The following is a 19,505-nucleotide window of genomic DNA, read 5'->3' as shown; positions in this document are numbered from 1 at the left end:
CAGTGAATGACTATTTCCGCCTACTAATTCGGAATAGCTTTCTACATAAACAGAAGGAGGTGACACCTGAAATGAGGATTTGCTAGTGCAATTGCCAGAGTTAAGTCCTTGGGCGGGTTCAGTTGGCCAGCACTGTAGATCGTTTCTTAGTTTAAAAACAGGCCTAAAATCCTGTACTTCTGTAGTGTTAGCTAAAGATGAAAAAGATAAGCTAGCTATAATTAATGCAGCGATAGTCTTCATAGTTAATCCAATTAGGTTAAGTTAGTTCGCAGTTAATTTAAAACTACAACTATGAAGACTAATTATTTATCAAGACGGGGACGAAAATAGTGCGTGAAATTAGAACTTATCTAAATCGAATATGATCGCGGTTAAGGTCACTAATCTTTGAACAGCCCATTAGTCGCATATCGCGCTCGATTTCCGCAACCATTAATTGCATCGCTCTCTCTACACCTTTTTGGCCCGCCGCGGCTAAAGCAAATAGATAATAACGTCCTAAGCCAACAGCTTTTGCCCCAAGCGCTAATGCTTTTAAAACGTGAGTGCCTCTTTGAGCACCACTATCAAATATGACATCTATTTTGTCGCCGACTGCGTCAACAATTTCAGCCAGATGATCAAACGAACTTCTCGAACCATCTAACTGACGACCGCCGTGATTAGAAATAACGATCCCCGTGCAACCGATATCCACAGCACGCTTTGCATCTTCAACACTCATTATGCCTTTCAAGCAAAACTGGCCACCCCAGAACTTAACCATCTCTTCAACATCTTTCCAATTCATCGAGGGGTCTAACATATTAGTAAAATAGTCACCTATTGAGCTAGCACCGCCTCCCATGTCGATGTGGGCGTCTAACTGAGGAAGAGAGAATTTCTCGTGGGTAATGTAGTTAATGCCCCACATTGGGCGTGTTGCAAATTGCCATAAACCTTTGAGGTTGAGTCGAAAGGGAATAGCGAAACCTGTTCGCAAATCGCGCTCTCTGTTGCCGCCGGTAATAGAATCTACAGTCAACATCATAACTTCGATATTAGATTCTTTGGCTCTTTCCATCATAGCCCTGTTCAGGCCACGATCTTTATGAAAATAGAACTGATAAACCTGTGGCGTATCATATTTTTTAGCGATTTCTTCCATACTCACTGTACCAAGGGAAGAAACACCAAACATCGTTCCAAATTTTTCCGCTGCTCCTGCGGTCGCGCGCTCACCTTGGTGATGAAAAAGGCGCTGCAGTGCCGTAGGGGATAAATAGACTGGAAGCGCAAGCTTCTGCCCCATCACCTCAACACTTAAATCAATGTCTTTTACACCGGTCAGAACGTTTGGAATAAGGTCGCAACTCTGAAAGGATTCAGAGTTGCGACGCATAGTTACCTCGTCGTCAGCTCCCCCGTCGATATAATTGAATATAGGACCAGGCAACCTTTTTTGCGCTAACTTTCTAAAATCATGATAGTTATGACAGTTACTCAATAACATTTGCGTTTTCTTATTCCGATAGTTTGACAATAGCTACTTATATTATTCTTATTCTTCTTTATTCTTCTTGAATCGCTTTTTTGTAGAGTACAGGTAGAAAGCGGCTACCAAATCGTTACTTACACGATACCTGAGCCAGTGGCATTAGGGTCGCGCGGACGCTCTTTATCCATTTTTTCTCTGTAATCGACAGAGCGATAAGCACCGATAGGATTAATCGCCGCAGACTGACGATAGCGCGCCATGGCCAAGATAGGCGTAACATCAACGTTAAATGCTTTCTTAAGCTCTAATGAGGCCATCATCGCATCATTGTCTTCTTGATAACCGTATAGCGCTTCTCTGTCCACTAGTAATGCTTTAACGTAAGAACGCTGAACTTCGATTGCAGAAATAATTAAGCTCTCAATAGGATCAGTAACGTTATGCGATTGATCCAACATATAAGATGGGTTGAACTCTGCCTGCTGACGATATTCAGCATCAACTAATTCATTGAAAATTAGGAATTGTTGATATGGATGCAGTGAACCACTATCTAAATCGTCATCGCCATACTTACTATCATTGAAATGGAAACCGCCAAGTTTCTTAAACTGAATCAGGCGAGAAACAATCATTTCAATGTTTGTATTCGGTGCATGGTGGCCTAAATCGACAAGTGATTTACATTTTGGACCTAAGTGCATAGCCGCAAGAATATTTGAGCCCCAGTCCTGAATCACAGTCGAGTAAAATGCGGGTTCAAACATCTTGTGTTCGATGTGCATTTCCCAGTCATCAGGAAGCCCAGCATAGATTTTTTCCATGCTAGACAAATAGCGTTCAAACGCACGTTGGAAATGCTGTTGTCCAGGGTGATTAGAACCATCACCTACCCACACCGTAAGACTTTTTGCATCTAGCGCTTTACCGTACTCGATACAGTCTAGATTGTGCTGAATGGCCAACTCGCGAGAGGCTTCTTGCGTATTGCTCAAGCTACCGTATTTGTAAGATGCCGTTTGGCCCTTCTGATCTTGAAAAGTATTTGAGTTAACGGAAACCCACTTAATTCCGTATTCATCAGACGCTTGTTTCAATTCGCTGAAGTCATCTACCTTGTCCCACGGAAAGTGCGGCGACACACTATCGGTACAACCAGAAAGCTCATTAATCACCGCGCAGTCTTCGAGTTTCTCAAAAATATTGCGGGGTTCACCCTGTAATGGGAAACGGGCAAACCTTGTACCGCCGGTACCAGTCCCCCATGAAGGAACAGCAATTTGAAAGTCTTCAGCGGCCTTGGTGAACTTCTCGATATCAATACCATCACGTGCTAGCTTCTCAGCAAGTGCGTCATAGTCAGTTTTAAGGTTGCTATATAACTCTTCGTTTTTTTCGCTTATTAAAGCTGAATCTATTCTACGTAACATAATATACTCCTAGCGTAGGAAGGCTTCGTGCAAACCGCCGTCTACACTAATAATTTGGCCTGTGGTTTTATTAAGCTGACCAGATACAAGAAGGTAAGCTGCCTCTGCTTGATCTTCAGGCGTAATTGGTGACTTAGTAAGTGTTCTCTGCGCATAGAACTCAGCTAGGCGTGTACGAAGTTCCTCAGTGGAGTCTGACTCTTGGAACGGAATGTCATACTTAGTTAGCGAAGATATAACGCGGTCACGTGGGAACATGCTACTACCCTGCACAACAGTCGCAGGTGCCAGCGCGTTAACATTTACAAGCGGTGCTAGTGTTACCGCAAGCTCACGTACCAAGTGGTTTGCTGCAGACTTACTCGTATCGTAGGCAAGCGAACCTTTCTTCGATACAGCACCATTCACACTTGTAGTTAAAACCATATTCCCTTTCATTTGCTGCTTTTCCCAAATTTTTTGGGCTTCAGAAGCAACGACATAGCCACCTTTAACGTTTACGTTAAAGCTTAGTTCAAACACTTGATCATTCTTCGCCAAATCTGCGCCTTCTGCGATGAAAACACCAGCGGTAACGATAACTTTGTCGATACCTCCGTAGGCAAGAGTAACGTTAGCAAACAACTCTTCTACGGTATCGCGCTTTGTGATATCTACTTCTAAGGCAATCGCCGGTCCGCATGAAGAAATACCTGTTCCAGCTACTCCGATACCTTTACCATATAGAGCCTCAAGCTCTTTTGCTGTGGCTTTAGCATTTTCTAAACGCAAATCAGCACAAATAACATGCGCGCCCTCTTTCGCTACGCGGTGAGCCGTAGCTTTGCCGATACCATCGCCTGCGCCGATTACTACAACTACATCTCTTGCTAAAGGGGCTTCTTTAGGCATTCTTTGTAATTTGGCTTCTTCTAACGCCCAATATTCAATATCAAATGCCTCTTGTGCTGGTAATGCTGTGTACTCTGATATAGCCTCGGCGCCTCTCATAACTTCAATTGCACAGTTATAAAATTCAGCAGTGACTCTCGACTCGCTTTTATTTTTGCCCCATGCAATCATTCCAACGCCAGGAATAAGAACAACTGTAGGACTCGGATCCCTCATTGCTGGAGAGTCTTCTCGCTTACATGCTTCGTAATAGGCCGTGTAGTCTTCTCTATATTTCTCAAGAGAATTTTCAAACTTTTCAACCAATGTCTCTAGGTCATCTGTTTCAGGATTAAAGTCTACAAACAATGGTTTAATTTTTGTGCGAAGGAAGTGGTCGGGACAAGATGTGCCTAAATCAGCGAGTCGAGGAGCATCTACACTATTTACGAAACGTAGCGTTGCTTCATCATTTTGCAATGTGCCGATATATTTAACCTTATTCGAAAGTTTGCCTCGAGCAATTGGCATAAACTCTACGAGAAGCTTCTTCGAATCCTCAGCAGATAACGGCGCATACTTTTGACCGCCAAATGTTTGCTCGCCTTTATCATGCTCTTCAATATAACGAGCAGCGGTTTCAATAACCCATAGTGACGTCTCATAACAGCTTTTACTCTCTGAAGACCAATTTGTGTGGCCATGTTGTCCCAGCAAAATTCCCCAGATATCTGGATTCGCCTTGTAACTATCCTCACAAACTTTAGCGGCTTCCCATCCAGGTCTCATCCATGGCACGTATGCCAGTTTTCCACCCCAAATCACTTCCGTAAGGGCTTCTTGGTCTTTGCAAGAGGCAACCGATATAACTGCATTTGGGTGTAAGTGATCGACATGCTTTTCGTCAATCATAGAGTGCAAAGGCGTATCGATTGATGACGCTCTCGGGTTCAAGCAAAAGTTGCAGTGTTTAAACATACCAACCATGCGATCTTCGCCTGCAGACTTATAACCTTTATCAGGATATTGCTGGTAAACTGTATCTAAAGCCTTTAGTTTATCTTCATAAAGAGAGGAGAAATTCTCTTTTTTGGAAGTACGTAAATCACCACCAGAACCTTTAACCCACAATACTTCTACCTGCTCACCTGTTAACGGATCTTCCTCAAATAGCTTTGCAGATGTATTGCCACCACCAGTGTTTGTAATTCTTTGGTCTTCTCCTAGCTTATTGGAACGATAGACTAGATTTTCTACTGGAGAAAGCTTATCTGCTTCTTCATCTTTCCAAAGATACTTTACATGCTTGTAATCATCGGGTTTAAAAGCCATTACGGTGTCCTAAAATTAACAGTTAGTTATGTATCACAAATGTGAACATCGATTAATACGCCCACAATACACGCCACTTCCAATCCTTGTCAATCAATTTCAATCACCAATGATTGACATTTGATTGTTAGTGTCATTAAGCGTGCACTAAATTGATTAATTCTTTTAGTTTTGAGCGCCTTTGATTGACCTATGCCATTCTTTTACATACGCATTCAGACCAAAGAAATAAGAAGGCTCAACGGTTTCTAGGTCAAGCTTTTGTGCTTGTTCACCGTATTTAATAAGGGCTGCCGCTCCTAGTACAGTACCGGTATTGTCTGAAGATGCGAATACGGTTTGGTTTGGTCTCAATTGAGCAACAAGACGACAGAGTAAAGGATTCTTTAAAAAAGCCCCTTCAATGTAAATCGACCCTTCAGCGTTTAAGTCACTCAGACGCTGATTGATCATTAGTGCGCAGTAAAGAGTAGCAATAGCCTGCGGAGAACTTGGTTTTTCTGGACATAGCAAGCGAGGTTTAATACCCGGAAACGGCCCATTACCTTCACTAAAATCCGGAGTAACAAGCCAAAAATTACTCAGAGCATCTTGAATTGCGCTCTCGGTCGGATTCATCTTTATATTACCACCCAAGGTTGTACATATCCTTTCGTACTCTCTCCCTCCCATGAATCTTGCACAGGAAACAGGGTTACCGTTGATATCAACATTGGCTAGGGTATCTGTTTTATCGTGAAGAGAGTTAACAGTACCACCTGACTGCATCAATATCGTCCAAGTTCCTGTAGATATGACGGTGAACTCATCATCTTGTTCGCCGGTATTCAGGTATCGTAAAAAGCTCGCGTTACTATCATGAATACCACAGTAAATCTTGCACGATGTCGGTAGGGCGGTCTGTTTAGAAACATCATCGGTCACGTTTCCGATGCAATCCCATGCTTTCTTCAAAGGAGGAAACAAGTTAGACCACCCTTTCTTATTTGCAAGAGAAGAGTATTCACCCTCTATAGGCTTCCATAAGTCTGTGTGACAACCCAATGACGTTACTTCAGAGCTTAGCTCAGCACCTAGCCTCCATGCCCAATACTGCGGATACAATAAGATTGTATCCGCATTCGAAAACGGCTCTGGATACTTCCTTTGTAACCAATATAATTGCTTGGCTAGGTTTAAACCTGCTGGAAGATAAGGCGAGTAAGTTTCTTTGAAAACTGGGCGCTCTGCCTTGTATAGCTCAGCGCATTCATCGATACCTTGATATTCATAATCTAAGATGGGAAGCGTGAGCGCTCTTGATTTATCTGTAACATTGCTATCAATAAGCGCAGCAGTTGCCCCATGGGTAGTCACAACGAACCCTTCGACATTTTTAGTGTGGGTGCATGACTTTAGCGTCTCGACAATCCAGTCCCATATGTTGTCGACATCAGCTTGAGGGTATTGGCCCGCTATAGGGGCGTTTTTGCAACTGAAACTCGCTACCTGCTCATGATTTGACACAAACAATAGTTTTATATGAGTTTTACCAATATCTAAAACAGCTTTCACTCTAACGCTAACTCCAGTTTTCTGAGATGACGGAGATACCGACTAAATAGCAACACCAACAAAAGCTATGGCGTATTCATTCAAACTTTTAAGTAGTTATTCGGTATCCCTAATTGTTAACGTTATGTATACCAAATCGTGATTGTAATTGAAAGCTTTTGATTAATAACTATTGATTGACGATAGTTGAATGCATCGCATCAAAAGGTATTAGAATTAAGGGGGGACTTATTGAACGGGCTAGTGAATAGAGGTTTCAAGTTGTAGGAAACCTCTAATAAGTAGCGTTTTACATAAGTGGTGACGGAAACTAACGCCAGCTTATCAAACTATTAGTTCAGTTATTAAAAATGATAGTTACGCAGCAGCGAGGGTTTCGACATCAACGACGATTACTTCAATACCGTAGCTTTTGATTTCATCAAGCTGTGCTTTGTCCGCGCGATTATCCGTGATCACTATATCAACCGCATCCAAATCGCAGAAAACCAGATTGCTCTGTAAACCAATTTTACTGCTGTCAGCTAATACAACTAACTTATCAGCTTGCTTACGCAATTTCTTTTCCGCCAAAATTAAGAGAGGGTCAGATTCCATTACGCCATACTTGCTAATTCCTGGCGTGCCCATGAACATCATAGTCCCGCGGTAGTTCTGAGTCGTATCATTTTCAAACGAGCTCAATATTATACTTTGTTTTCGGTAAACCTCGCCGCCAGGTAACGTCACCTGATTTTGGCTATTTTCCACTAAGTCTTGGGCAAGAACAAACGAGTTGGTGAGTACATTGAGTCGCTTATCTCTTAAAAATTCTGCCATCATAAATGTCGAACTACCGCCATTTATAATGATTGATTCACCGTCATTGCAAAGTTCGCATGCGGTTTTAGCGATAGCGCGTTTTATGTCTGCGTTTTTCTCTTTATCGATTAGAAAAGCGTTTCCAGAAAGATAGAAGTTTGAAGTGGAGCCACTATCTATTACCTGTGCGCCGCCGCGAATTTTTTTAATCTTTTTCTGCGCAGATAGTTTTTTTAAGTCTCGTCTGATAGTTGCTTCTGATGCTCCAAGTTGACTACACAACTCAGGTACACTCGCAAATGTTGACTCTTCCAATATTTCTAGAATTAACTGCTGTCGCTGCTTTTCAAGCATTACTTTTCTGTCCTATTTAGCGTTATAGATATTAATATAGGGACCAAAATAACCAAAATCAATCAAAAAACTCATTTCATGATTGATTTTGATATAATTTACATACTTGATAGCTATTTTCAGTAGATTATCTAGCTTAACGAAGAGATTTCGATGTGGTCCATGTCGTCAAATTCTTGATTCTCGCCACCCATTGCCCAGATAAAACTATAGTTAGTCGTACCGACCCCACTGTGAATAGACCAACTAGGAGATGCAATGGCAACTTCAGGTGCTAATGGCAAAGTTTTGACTTCTTTAGGCTCACCAAGCATGTGAAATACTCGTTCGCTTTGGTCAAGGTCGAAGTACATATATATTTCAGTTCTACGAAAATGCGTATGAGGTGGCTTAGTATTCCAGACGCTGCCTGTTTTTAACTCTGTAATACCCATCACTAACTGACAACTGTCCACGATTCCTGGACGAATTGACTGAAATATCGTTCTCTCATTCGATGTTTCTTGAGAACCAAGTTCAATGTGTTTTGCATCGATTTTAGGCACGTGAACTGTTTTAGTTACACGGTGTGCTGGGTATGAAACCATATAAAATTTTGCAGGCTCATTTGGGTCATCCGATGACAAAGTAACATCTTTACTTCCTCTCGACACATATAAGCTATCTTTTTGCGCCATCGTGTAGTTAGTGCCATCAACTTTAACAGCCCCGTTACCACCAATGTTAATGATGCCAAGTTCTCGCCTTTCACAAAAGTAATCAGCCGCTAATTCTTTGTGTGTAGGTAACTCAATAGCAGAATCAGTCGGCATTGCGCCACCTATAACAGCTCGGTCTACGTCGGTATAAGTCAGTGAAAGCTTACCAGGAGTGAAAAGCGGCTCAGTTAAGAAAGCCTCTCTAAGCTCTTCATTAGTCATGCTGGGGTAGCTGCGTTTATTTGTAGAGAAAAGAAAATTCATGCGAAACCTTTTTATCGTGAGGTGAAAAATTGAATGGGCTCGTTTTAGCGAGCCATCCAGCCACCGTCAACAAGCAATACATGCCCGTTAACATATGATGAGGCCTTTGAAGAAAGGAAAATAGCTGCACCTGCCAGGTCATCTGGTTGCCCCCATTTATCCGCAGGAATTCGGCTACTAATACTTTCAAATCTCTCTTTGTCTTGACGGATATTAAAAGTATTGTCTGTTTCGAAATAGCCAGGGGCAATTGCATTAACTTGAATGTTTTTGTTAGCCCACTCATTAGCAAGCGCTTTAGTCAACTGAGCTACGCCGCCTTTGCTTGCTGCATAGGCAGGTACTGTTATTCCACCAGAGAAACTCAGTAACGATGCGATATTAATTATCTTCCCGCTACCTTGCTTAAGCATCTGTTTGCCGGCTTCTCGGCAAAATGTAAATACACCATTTAAGTTAACATTTATTACTTCATTCCAGTCTTCATCGGAAAACTCGTGCGCTGGTGAACGCTTAATTGTCCCCGCGTTATTTACTAAAACATCAATTCGGCCATGATTCTCGACTATCTTGTTTACAGTATCGATTATTTGAGACGTATCTGATTGATCACATCCATAACCTGCACATACAACATCTTTCTTAGATAACATTTCAATTGTCGATTCTACACTTTTAGTTGAAGAGCCAATCGCTATTACTGTCGCACCCGCTTCTCCAAGAGCGAGAGCAATGCCCTGCCCTAGTCCACGACTAGCGCCTGTAACGACTGCAACTTTTCCATGTAAGCCAAATTGTCTACTTAAATAATCAGACACGTCATGTCTCCTAACTTAATTGTAATTAAATGAGACCCAGAAGCTTAGGTAAAAACTCGCTGATTTCTGGGAAAATAATGGTAAGTGCTAGTGCAAAAATCATCGCAACGTATAACGGAAGAATAGGTTTCATAATCTCACTAATAGATACTTTTCCTATACTACATCCCACAAATAAAACACTTCCTACAGGAGGTGTGCACAGGCCAATAGATAAATTTAAAATCATCATAATCCCAAAGTGAAGAGGCGATATATTCAGCATTTCAGCAATGGGTAAAAATATGGGGGTAAATATCAGTACTGCTGGGGTGACATCCATGAATGTGCCTACAGCAAGCAAAATAAGGTTCATTATAAGAAGTATAATGATGGCATTTTCAGACACCGATAATAGTGAGTTGCTGATAGCTTGCGGTATCTCCTCATAGGACATCAGCCAAGACATTGAGGCCGAGGCACCAATTAGAAACATAACAATCGCTGTTGTACCTACCGTTTTTAATAAAATTGGGTAAAGGTCTTTTGTTGACAACTCTTTATATACACCAAGGGCCAACACGAGGGAGTATAAAACAGCTATGGCCCCAGCCTCCGTCGGCGTAAATAGGCCTCCAATGATCCCACCAATGATTAGCACAATTAAGAACAAACAAGGGATAGCGCCGAATAAACTGGGCCAAAACTTCCCTACTTCTATACTGCTATCCGCGGCAATTCCGGCTCGCTTGATATAAAATGCTGCCCCCATCATTAAAAAAGCCGTAACTAAAAGGCCTGGTAAATATCCGGCTATGAACAGGGCTGCTATTGATACTCCGCCACTAGCTAATGAATAGATGATAAGAATGTTACTGGGAGGAATTAGCATGCCTGTTGTTGCAGCGGTGACAGTGACTGCCGTACTAAACGGTCTGCTGTAGCCCTCTTTTTCCATTGCAGGGACCATAAAACCGCCGACAGCAGATGTTGCCGCAACAGCTGACCCCGAAATCGAGCCAAAAAGAGCACAAGAGATAATATTTACAAAGGCTAGGCCTCCAGGGAGCTTTCCGACCAACACTTTGGCGAATTCAATCAGTCTGACAGCAATCCCACCTTGCCCCATTAAATATCCAGATAAGACAAAAAAAGGAATCGCTAATAATGCAAAACTATCAACGCCTACTGCTAGCCTTTGCGCTAGTGTAGTTAACGCAGGAAGCGTATCAATCGTTAAGAGCATAGTCGCTAAAGTCGCTACAATAATACTCACTGCGATAGGTACGTTTATCAAAAGCAGGATGAAAAACACTCCGAAAAGTACTAATGAAGTCATAGTGCGTGCTCCCTTAGATTGCTAGGGTCTTTTACTTCTAAAAGTCCCCATACACCGTACAAGATAAACAGACACCCACTAATTGGTACTACCGAATAAACATATCCCATAGGAATACCAAGTACAGGGGATTCTTGTTTTAGCAGAAAAGTGATGTAAGTAAGATTGACCCCACCTATAACCAGAACGCCTAAAGCGAACAATATTACTAGTACATATCCTAATTTTGCCGTTGTAACCGCAGCGTTACTCTGCATCTTTTTAGTTAAGTAATCGAACCCCAAATGGCTATGGGTATGAAATGCATAGGCACTGCCAAGCAAGCTAATCCATATCAAGAAAAAGCGGGCAAGCTCTTCCGTGAAGGAGCTTGGGTGAGGTAAAACAAAACGCGTTATCACCTGCCAAGTTACATTTAGAACTAGCAGAGCCATCATTGTTGCTAATAGTGCTCGCAACGCTTTATTTAGCGTAGGAATAATTCCTGAGAGTGTCTTCATTGTTCTACTCCTAACGACTTTATCTGCTTAACAAGCGCTTCCAAATCGCTACCTTTTAAAGATTCGTAGACGGGGAGTACACTCTCTTGAAATACACTTTTGTCGGCCTCAATAACTTCCACACCGGCTTTTTTTACTACTTCTAAGGATTCTCGTGTTGATTCGGCCCACAGCACCCGTTGAAAGTCAGCAGCAGCCAACATAGATTCTTCCAACCACTTCTGTTGTTCAGCATTTAGCTGTTCCCAGACATGGGTACCGATGATGATCACGTCAGGTATCGAGGTGTGTTCATCTAAAATAAGGTACTTGCTAACTTCATAGTGCTTTGAATAGTAAAAACTCGGGAGGTTATTTTCAGCACCGTCCACTACCCCCTGCTGGAGCGATGTATACAGTTCCCCCCAACTTACTGGTGTGGCCGCACCGCCCATCGTATTGACCATAGAAACAGCAGTTTGGCTATTCATGACTCTTATTTTTTGCCCTTGTAGATCATCGGGCGTAACCACTTGCTTCTTCGTCGTGTAGAAGCTTCTAGAACCGGCGTCAAAATAGCCTAGTCCTTTGAAGCGATATGGTTGACCAGCGGCAAGTAACTCTTTACCAACATTGCCGTTTAATGTTTTCCAATAATGCTCTTGGTTATTGAAAAGATAAGGGAGGCTAAACACTTTCATTTCAGGCACAAAGCTTTCTAGCGCACTCGCAGAAACCTTCGTCATTCCCATACTCCCTATTTGAATGAGTTCTAGCACCTCCCTTTCGTCACCTACTTGTGATGAAGGATAAATGACAATAGACATCGAACCGTTAGACCTTCGCTCTAGTTCCTCTTTTAGAAATACAAGACCTTTGTGTACAGGATGATTTATATCTAACTGATGTCCTAGGCGAATAATATAAGTTTCGTCTTCGGTATCATTGCCACACCCTTGCAATACTGCTAACGGAATCAATAAAAGAATTTTAAGAAAGTGCTTTATTGCCATATTTACGCTCCTATGAGTGAAATGCTTTTAGGAACTATCGCTCCTTTATGCATGATCACTTGTGCTGCGCAAAACTGACCATCACGGATACATTTTTCTAGGCTTTCTCCCTTCGCCTTGGCCGCTAAAAATGCACCGTTAAAAGAGTCACCAGCTGCTGTAGTATCGACAGGCTCTACAACGTTAGGAACGTCAAACTCGAACTTCCCATCTTTATTAGCCGCAAGAATGCCGCTAGCGCCATTTTTAACAATGACTTCAGAAACACCACATTTTAGCCAGCGCTCAATACAATATTCCATTGAGTGCTCTCCATGTAGGCTTACCTCATCCTCCATACTCAGAAGGGCCAAATCTGTAAGATTCATTATTTGGTTAAACGCTTTTGATGCTTCGCTCAGCGACAGCCAGTTCCTTTCTCGATAATTATTGTCAAAAATAACCTTGCCGCCACGCATGCGAAATTCACTGAGAAAATCATAAAGCGCTTTTCGAGTTGATTCAGAATAGATTGAAAGCGTTATACCGCTTAAAAAGATAGCGTCGTAATCTTTAATCTCGTCTAACGTTTCCGGAAATTTATCTAATAGGTATTTTGCTGGGGAGTTAGAACGCCAATAGTGGAAATGACGTTCGCCATTGGGCTCATTTTCAATCAAATACAAACCCGGCACATTGTTTTCCAATGTTTTCACATGCTTAACGCCGACTCCTTCCTCTTGCCAAAGCGAAAGCATTTTACTGCTAAACGAGTCATCGCCCAGTGCCGTTACATACTCGACGTCCCCCCCACAGCGAGAAAGATAAATAGCGGTATTAAGTGTATCTCCGCCATAATTGAGTTTATAAAGCTCACTATCACCGTTAGATAACTCAATCATACATTCGCCAATAATAGCTAACTTCACTTCTCTTTCTCTCCATCCCTTAAACTCTGTGTAATAAAACTCATAGGCTTTAACACTCATCAAGAGTCATTAAATAAATGTAAAATGATTGTATATGAACATCAAGCAATCATCAACACTCAAAAACAATCACATAAATTTAATTTGATGTTATGGGAAGTTAGAAATTACTAGGTGATGGCTCTCCCTCCAACTAGCGAGGAAGAGCCATAAGTATTGAGGATTTAATTTGGCAGGAGAGCGTTCTCGAAACTTTTTCTTGATTTAACTTCTTCACTTCGTGCATTTTCGTACTTCTCTATATACACATTTGCTCGCTGTAAAAGCCCATTAGTTAAGTACTGGTACTTTTCTTCATACGCAAGATTAGTAGTTTCGAGCGGGTCGTTTTCCAGATCGTATAGTTGCAAATAGTCATTTTTATAGAAATTCACAAATTTCCAATGTGCTGTTCGTAAACCATACATGGGCGGAATAGGAGCACGTTTCGGTTGATACATATGCTCAAAGAAAAATTCATCGCGCCACTCAGTAACTTTCTCTGCGCCAATCAATGGGATTAAACTATTACCTTGATACGTAGATGGAATAGATACACCAGCAAAGTCGAGTATTGTTGGTGCAATATCAATGTTTAGTGCAAGCTCGCTTATTTCTTTATGCTTTAGAGTGCGAGGGTCCTTAATGATGAGGGGAACTCGTAGGTCCTCTTCCCAACCAAACCACTTCCCTGCCAATTGGCGTTCGTTCAGTGCGTAGCCGTTGTCCCCAGTGTAGATAATTATCGTGTTATCATCCAAGTGGAGAGACTTAAGAAGATCGTTTAAAGAGCCAACTGCATCATCGACGCTACTAATAGCTCGATAATGTCGTTTCACTATTCTTTGATACATTTCTTCGGTTGCGAATCGATATTCCCAACGAATTCTTCCCATAGATGTTTTTAGAAAATCAGGGAGTGCTTCAAAAGCTGTGTCATCAGAAACATTGGCTTTTTCAATTTCTACATTCGAGTACATAGGCTCAAATTCTGGTGGATAATGGAACTGGTCTACTTTATCTACGTCATGTGCATGGGGGTTCCAAAAATTTACGGCCAACACCCATGGCTTGTCACCTTTTGATGCTTGCTTAATAAATTCACTCGCAAGATTTCTAATGTAATGTGTTTGTGGTATTTGCTCACCATCCCACTCATTAGTTTTCGACTGAAGAAGAGGTTTGAAATAATCAAACCGTTCATCATCCTCTCCCGACAGTTTTATTTCATACTTACCCACAAATCCTGTGTTATAGCCAGCACTTTTAAGTAGCGCCGGGTATATATTTGACGATTCCTTTTCGCCTGTAGGCGGTCGCCCAAAAGTAAAGTCGTGAGTACGCTCTGTTAAACCAGTCAGAATACTGATTCGACTCGAAGCACATATAGGAGTTGTTACGAAGGCATTCTCAAACACTACCCCGTCATTAGCTAATGCATCGAGGTTAGGCGTTTGAACTTGAGACGAATTTCTGCTTAACAAATCCCAACGATGATCATCAGCGAGTATGAAAAGTATGTTTGGAGGCCGGTTTTTAGTATTTGCAGTGTTATTTTCGTTAGCTACTGCTTCGTTGAAACATACTGCTAAGCAGTTAAGAAGTAATGTTAGATAAAAGAATGTTATTTTCACAACCTTCGTCCTGTTAAAAAGAAAAAGCCCCTCTAACTCACGGCGCTAGAGGGGAAACCCTACTTTAGAAACTAGTTTTGAGTTGCGTTAGCTACTGTCGAAGGCTCACTGTCCGATTTTGAGCTTTTCGCATTTGCAAGATAGACGTATGTAGCTGTAATGAAATAAATGATCGTCGCTATCAACAATGGCGTGTGCAAACCACTGTCACCATTATTAACGAAGGCCATTATTCCAATCACCATACACGCGACTAACGAAGCGATAGCAGTGTATGTCGCAACGGAGACCACAATCGTAGACTTTTCTTTAGAAACTTGTGTCGAACTCTTGGATAAACCATCTAGAAACGTTTTCTCTTCTTGCCTACGGCTTGCCTCCGCAGCTTCGGCGATTTCCGATTGCGGAAATCTGGTTTTAGCGCCCATAGAAATTGATAGCAAGCAATAAACTATCGTTGCGTAAATCCATATAGGAATTAGAAGGAAAAATAGATGAAGTACGCCTGACTGCTCTAGTACATAGCTTAAAGCGAGCGCTGTTAGCCATGTGATTATTGCCGCCCAGTTTGTGTTATTTCCTTTGTATTGTGACCAGTACCGAGTTAGCCCAATTCTAGGAAAGAGCCAATGTTCTGCGACAATAATTGCACCTACTGGCGCCATCATAAGCCCCATGATTCCTACAAATCCAAGAAGTTGGGAAAACACAAACGGAAAACACGCTATGATGGTCGTTACCACGCCCACCACAATGGTCGACTTCTCCCTACTCCACTTTGGGTTTAACGAACTAAATGCTAAGCCAGCACGGTAGATCGTAGGGTTTGAAGTGGTCCATCCCGCAATAATTACTGCAATGATTCCGCATGTACCTAATGCCTGATAGGCAACTGCACCGGGATCTAAATTAGTAATTGCCGTGCCCAAGATAATTGCTGCGCCAGCCCCCATGATGCCTGCACATATCCACGCCATATAATGGCCTATAAACATACCTAACGCAGAGAAAAAACCGTATCGAGAATAACGAGCGAAACGCAATAATGTCATGTCGCCCATACCGCCATGCATAGCCAAATTTGCTACCCAAGCAAACGCGGCAACGTGCCAAAAGCCGACTTCATTACTCGTTCTAACCCATATAGATTCATTTGCAATAGTATAAAAATCAGAAAATGACGAAATAGAAGTAATACCAGGCGTAGATTCGATTAGAGCGGGAAGTAAGAAAAGCGCACCAATAATGAACATTAAAATCATCCAAGGTGCACAGACTTCTGCAAACGCAGCTAACTTTTTAAAGCCTTTAACAGCCATAAATACCACTACAGCACCGACAAAAAGCGCGACGAGTACAAAGCGAAAATCGGATGGAAACCAGTCCACCTGTGGAGGAATATCTAACAAAATCCTTACAGCAGAAGCAGATACAGTAATCATTGCACCGGCAAGCACACTGAAAAGAATACCATTCACAACACTATATAATTTAATTGTTCCTTTACCTGCTATTTTTTCTAAATAAGCATATAAGGTAAGCCGGGTTTCTGTTGCTATTGGTGCGGTTAAAAGACCCCAAGTAAGCACAGCAAGTAGATTACCTAGAAGTAGGCCAACTAAAATGTCACCAGCCCCAACTCCCCAAGATACAAAAAGTGCTCCAATTACAAATTCTGTTCCTGCGACATGTTCCCCTGCATAACTCCCTGCAAATGCTCGAGCTGGCTGTAATTTATTTGGACTTATCGGTTGTGTTTCAAACTCATCTGAACTCGACACATTTCCTCCATTATTTTCATTCTAGGCTTAGACAAAAAAGCCGCTTAAAAGGAAGTAAAGATGATTACTTTTGAGCGATTATGACTTAATTGTAATTACCAATCAATAAAATTGTTATCAAATTGTGTCGCGTCGAAAATAGCCGAAGATGAATCGCCATATAAGAAATTACTTATACTGTTGGAGTAGGATTAAACGGGAAGGTGCTGGGCAGGTTTAAGCCGAGATAATTGACGTCTGACTACAACAATAAACATTCCAAGATGAGGCTGTTACCTCTCTGGATCGAATAAAGGCGGAAAGTATAATCTATATTTTATTCGATATTTAATTCATTTACTTAAAAGCACTGAAACCCGCTATTGCAAGGAGTTTCAGCGCCTACGAGCCTAAATGTTTCCGCGGAAACAAAGACTATTTTGAAAGAGACTTGAACAACTCCTTTAATGCTTTTTCTAACATCACCGGGTCATTAAAGTCTACGCTGTTCCAATCGATTCCTAGCTCCAACTGAGTCACGTCTTCCGTTAATAAACGTTTTATTGCGAATACGTTGTCAACTTTTACTCTAGGAAGTGAAATAAACTGTTTAGTTCTGCCTACTTTCTTAACTACTGGTACTTGTAGATATTTGTGAAATTTTTCTTGCGATAATATAGATCCAAGGTATTTTTCTACCTCTTCCCTGCCCTCTTGCTCAGCTTTTATAATCTCTTCGTATAACCCCCGCAAGGATTCTACGATTCTATTTTCCAGAAGAGGCATTACAAACTCTCTGTATTCATAGAGTTTGTCATAACGGTAGAATGTAGTTCGACCTATTCCTAAATATGAAGTAACAACAGAAGCTCTACTTTTTGATAGCTTTTCACCTTCTATGCTTTCTAACTCAGTAACAGCATTTGAATAACTATTGAGAGCATCAGGAAGTGTTAAATCATTACGCGAAAAATTTTCGATGTGGCGTAATACATTTATGTTTTTTGGCTTTTCTGCATATATTTTTACTTTTATTTTTATCAGACCACCATATAAATAACGTATCGCATAATATCTTCTATGGCCTGCTACAATCGCATAATCAGACATATTTTTACGCCACACAGCGATTGGGTGCACTAACTCACTATGCTTTAGTGTCTCTGCTAAACCTTTAATCTCCTCTATTTCTGCGTCTACGGCGTCATATCGAGGGTTATTTTTATCAAGCCTGTTTTCAATAAGTCCTTTTTCGCATACGACACAATTCGTTAACGAGGCAATTGAATCAGCATCGTCACGTTTAGCAAACTTAACAGGTAAATACCGTGGGTTATCTGATTGAGGCTGTATGTAGTCGACAAGTACTCTGTCTATTTCAGAAGACGTTTTAAAAAGAGGGTCGTCGTGAACGTTACTTTCTTTAGATTTATCGCGTTGCTTCAAATCATCTAACATCTGTTGCGATTTCTTCGAAACACCCTCGCCCGACTGAAACTTACTGATCAAATCCTCTTGCGAAGATGGCTTCACCACTCTTCGGCTTCTCGGCTTTTTAGCAGTCATACGTCATCTCCCCATAAGCTACTTTCAATTAATGCATAAAGTTTTTGCATTTCACTTTTAGCGTGGTGGTTGTGAACATAGTTAAAATGCGTTTCGTCAACTGACGGTCTCTCCATAACTCTATAGCAGTTTCGTTGTTGAAGCCAAAATGGACTCATGTACTTTCCAGTTGGTCCCTCGCTATCGTAAAGCTTAGCTAAGGCAACCTCATCTTTTTGCGTTAACCTTGACTTACTCGGCACTTTATTGGGAACTACACCTACAATTTTCAGAGGGTTATGAGCTCTATCTTCATTAATTCGATCGATACGATTAAGAAGCATAGGCACGCCATCGATTGAGTCGTATTCTGGTTCAGTGGGAATAATTACATGTGTAGCAGCGCCCAGCATACCAGCAGACACGGGAGATTTACTCGGCGGGTTATCAACGATGACTATATCGTAATCGTCGGCCAAATCCTCAACCGAGAACCAATCTCGCATATGAGCGGTAATTTTTGAAACTAACCTGTCAGATTCAGGAGTTAGCGCGAGCACTCTATCAACGTTGCCTTCTGAAGGTAGTACCTTAATGTTTTCAAAAGCAGTTGGATATTCATATACGGGAGAATTGAACAATATGTCGGTACTGGTGTTTCTACCACTCCATTCGGGGTCATCTATATCATCAAACTCTGGATGTAAAGGCGCAGCATATTCATCATCTCCTGGGATAGCATCCATTTTCAGAAATGCTTTTGATGAATCTTGCTGTGAATCATAGTCTAATACTAAAACACGCCGCTTTTTACCTTTTCCATCTGGGCCACCAGTGGCAAGTAGGTAAGCAATAGTAGAAGCTAAAAAAGTTTTACCTACACCACCCTTGCGGTGATAGCTAGAAAGAACACGCATTCCGTTATATAACTCTGTTTTATTCATTATTCTAACCTTCTCTCAGGACATTTCGTTATATTGACATGCCAAATATTTGATGTCTCGGATCGAATCTTTAGAAGTAGAGAAGTGAGGACTTTGATAGGCTTGCAGTACCATATATAAAATTTAGAGGAAGAAGACGAATAAGGTTTGACTAAAAAGGTGTCAAACGTGAGACCTTTACGCGCAAAAATTTCGTTATACCCGCTTAAGTATTAAGTAATAAAAAACCTTTTATATTAATTAATTTTCTATTCCCGAGTTGCT

At 41.5% G+C, this 19,505-nt stretch carries 16 protein-coding genes; all 16 read right to left on the bottom strand.

From position 1 onward, the window contains the following. A partial coding sequence (locus tag GVO62_RS19545; protein WP_236547239.1) for a hypothetical protein occupies positions 1 to 243 on the bottom strand: 243 nt, incomplete at its 3' end. A 106-nt stretch (positions 244 to 349) separates the two neighbouring features. Next, positions 350 to 1,495 (bottom strand): alpha-hydroxy acid oxidase, encoded by a 1,146-nt coding sequence (locus tag GVO62_RS18770; RefSeq protein ID WP_159120554.1) that lies wholly within the window; start codon positions 1,493 to 1,495, stop codon positions 350 to 352. Positions 1,496 to 1,614: 119 nt separating this feature from the next. Then, positions 1,615 to 2,910, bottom strand: coding sequence for an L-rhamnose catabolism isomerase (gene rhaI / locus GVO62_RS18765; RefSeq protein ID WP_159120553.1), 1,296 nt, complete (start codon positions 2,908 to 2,910; stop codon positions 1,615 to 1,617). A gap of 9 nt (positions 2,911 to 2,919) precedes the next feature. Beyond that, positions 2,920 to 5,112 carry a bifunctional rhamnulose-1-phosphate aldolase/short-chain dehydrogenase gene (locus tag GVO62_RS18760; protein WP_159120552.1) on the bottom strand — a complete coding sequence of 731 codons (2,193 nt, stop codon included), beginning with the start codon at positions 5,110 to 5,112 and terminating at the stop codon, positions 2,920 to 2,922. A 165-nt stretch (positions 5,113 to 5,277) separates the two neighbouring features. Beyond that, positions 5,278 to 6,666 carry an FGGY-family carbohydrate kinase gene (locus GVO62_RS18755; RefSeq protein ID WP_159120551.1) on the bottom strand — a complete coding sequence of 463 codons (1,389 nt, stop codon included), beginning with the start codon at positions 6,664 to 6,666 and terminating at the stop codon, positions 5,278 to 5,280. A gap of 357 nt (positions 6,667 to 7,023) precedes the next feature. Continuing rightward, complete coding sequence (locus GVO62_RS18750; RefSeq protein WP_131094859.1) at positions 7,024 to 7,821, bottom strand: DeoR/GlpR family DNA-binding transcription regulator; 798 nt, start codon at positions 7,819 to 7,821, stop codon at positions 7,024 to 7,026. A 131-nt stretch (positions 7,822 to 7,952) separates the two neighbouring features. Next, the gene (gene kduI, locus GVO62_RS18745; RefSeq protein WP_159120550.1) at positions 7,953 to 8,783 is read right to left on the bottom strand and encodes a 5-dehydro-4-deoxy-D-glucuronate isomerase; all 831 of its coding nucleotides are present in this window, start codon (positions 8,781 to 8,783) and stop codon (positions 7,953 to 7,955) included. 44 nt (positions 8,784 to 8,827) lie between these two features. Then, positions 8,828 to 9,601 carry a glucose 1-dehydrogenase gene (locus GVO62_RS18740; RefSeq protein ID WP_159120549.1) on the bottom strand — a complete coding sequence of 258 codons (774 nt, stop codon included), beginning with the start codon at positions 9,599 to 9,601 and terminating at the stop codon, positions 8,828 to 8,830. 25 nt (positions 9,602 to 9,626) lie between these two features. Then, positions 9,627 to 10,919: a TRAP transporter large permease gene (locus GVO62_RS18735; protein WP_159120548.1), complete on the bottom strand. Its 1,293-nt coding sequence runs from the start codon at positions 10,917 to 10,919 to the stop codon at positions 9,627 to 9,629. After that, on the bottom strand, positions 10,916 to 11,419 hold the full coding sequence (locus tag GVO62_RS18730; RefSeq protein ID WP_159120547.1) for a TRAP transporter small permease: 504 nt from the start codon (positions 11,417 to 11,419) through the stop codon (positions 10,916 to 10,918). Before GVO62_RS18730 ends, GVO62_RS18735 begins: the two co-directional genes overlap by 4 nt. After that, positions 11,416 to 12,411, bottom strand: a complete 996-nt coding sequence (locus GVO62_RS18725) for a TRAP transporter substrate-binding protein (protein ID WP_159120546.1) — start codon at positions 12,409 to 12,411, stop codon at positions 11,416 to 11,418. Before GVO62_RS18725 ends, GVO62_RS18730 begins: the two co-directional genes overlap by 4 nt. Before the next feature lie 2 nt (positions 12,412 to 12,413). Further along, positions 12,414 to 13,379, bottom strand: a complete 966-nt coding sequence (locus tag GVO62_RS18720; protein WP_159120545.1) for a sugar kinase — start codon at positions 13,377 to 13,379, stop codon at positions 12,414 to 12,416. 164 nt (positions 13,380 to 13,543) lie between these two features. Beyond that, positions 13,544 to 14,992 carry a sulfatase-like hydrolase/transferase gene (locus GVO62_RS18715; RefSeq protein WP_236547238.1) on the bottom strand — a complete coding sequence of 483 codons (1,449 nt, stop codon included), beginning with the start codon at positions 14,990 to 14,992 and terminating at the stop codon, positions 13,544 to 13,546. A gap of 71 nt (positions 14,993 to 15,063) precedes the next feature. Beyond that, positions 15,064 to 16,773 (bottom strand): purine-cytosine permease family protein, encoded by a 1,710-nt coding sequence (locus GVO62_RS18710; protein WP_159120544.1) that lies wholly within the window; start codon positions 16,771 to 16,773, stop codon positions 15,064 to 15,066. Between the two features lie 414 nt (positions 16,774 to 17,187). Then, positions 17,188 to 18,318, bottom strand: coding sequence for a ParB/RepB/Spo0J family partition protein (locus GVO62_RS18705; protein WP_159120543.1), 1,131 nt, complete (start codon positions 18,316 to 18,318; stop codon positions 17,188 to 17,190). Continuing rightward, entirely contained in the window at positions 18,315 to 19,241 is a 927-nt protein-coding gene (locus GVO62_RS18700; RefSeq protein ID WP_159120542.1) for a ParA family protein, read from the bottom strand. Before GVO62_RS18700 ends, GVO62_RS18705 begins: the two co-directional genes overlap by 4 nt. Positions 19,242 to 19,505 lie beyond the last annotated feature (264 nt).

Origin of the sequence: Alteromonas sp. KUL150 (assembly GCF_009811475.1) — a bacterium.
Classification (GTDB): domain Bacteria; phylum Pseudomonadota; class Gammaproteobacteria; order Enterobacterales; family Alteromonadaceae; genus Alteromonas; species Alteromonas gracilis.
Note: the sequence above shows the minus strand (reverse complement) of the source record. Positions and strands in the feature narration are given on the sequence as shown.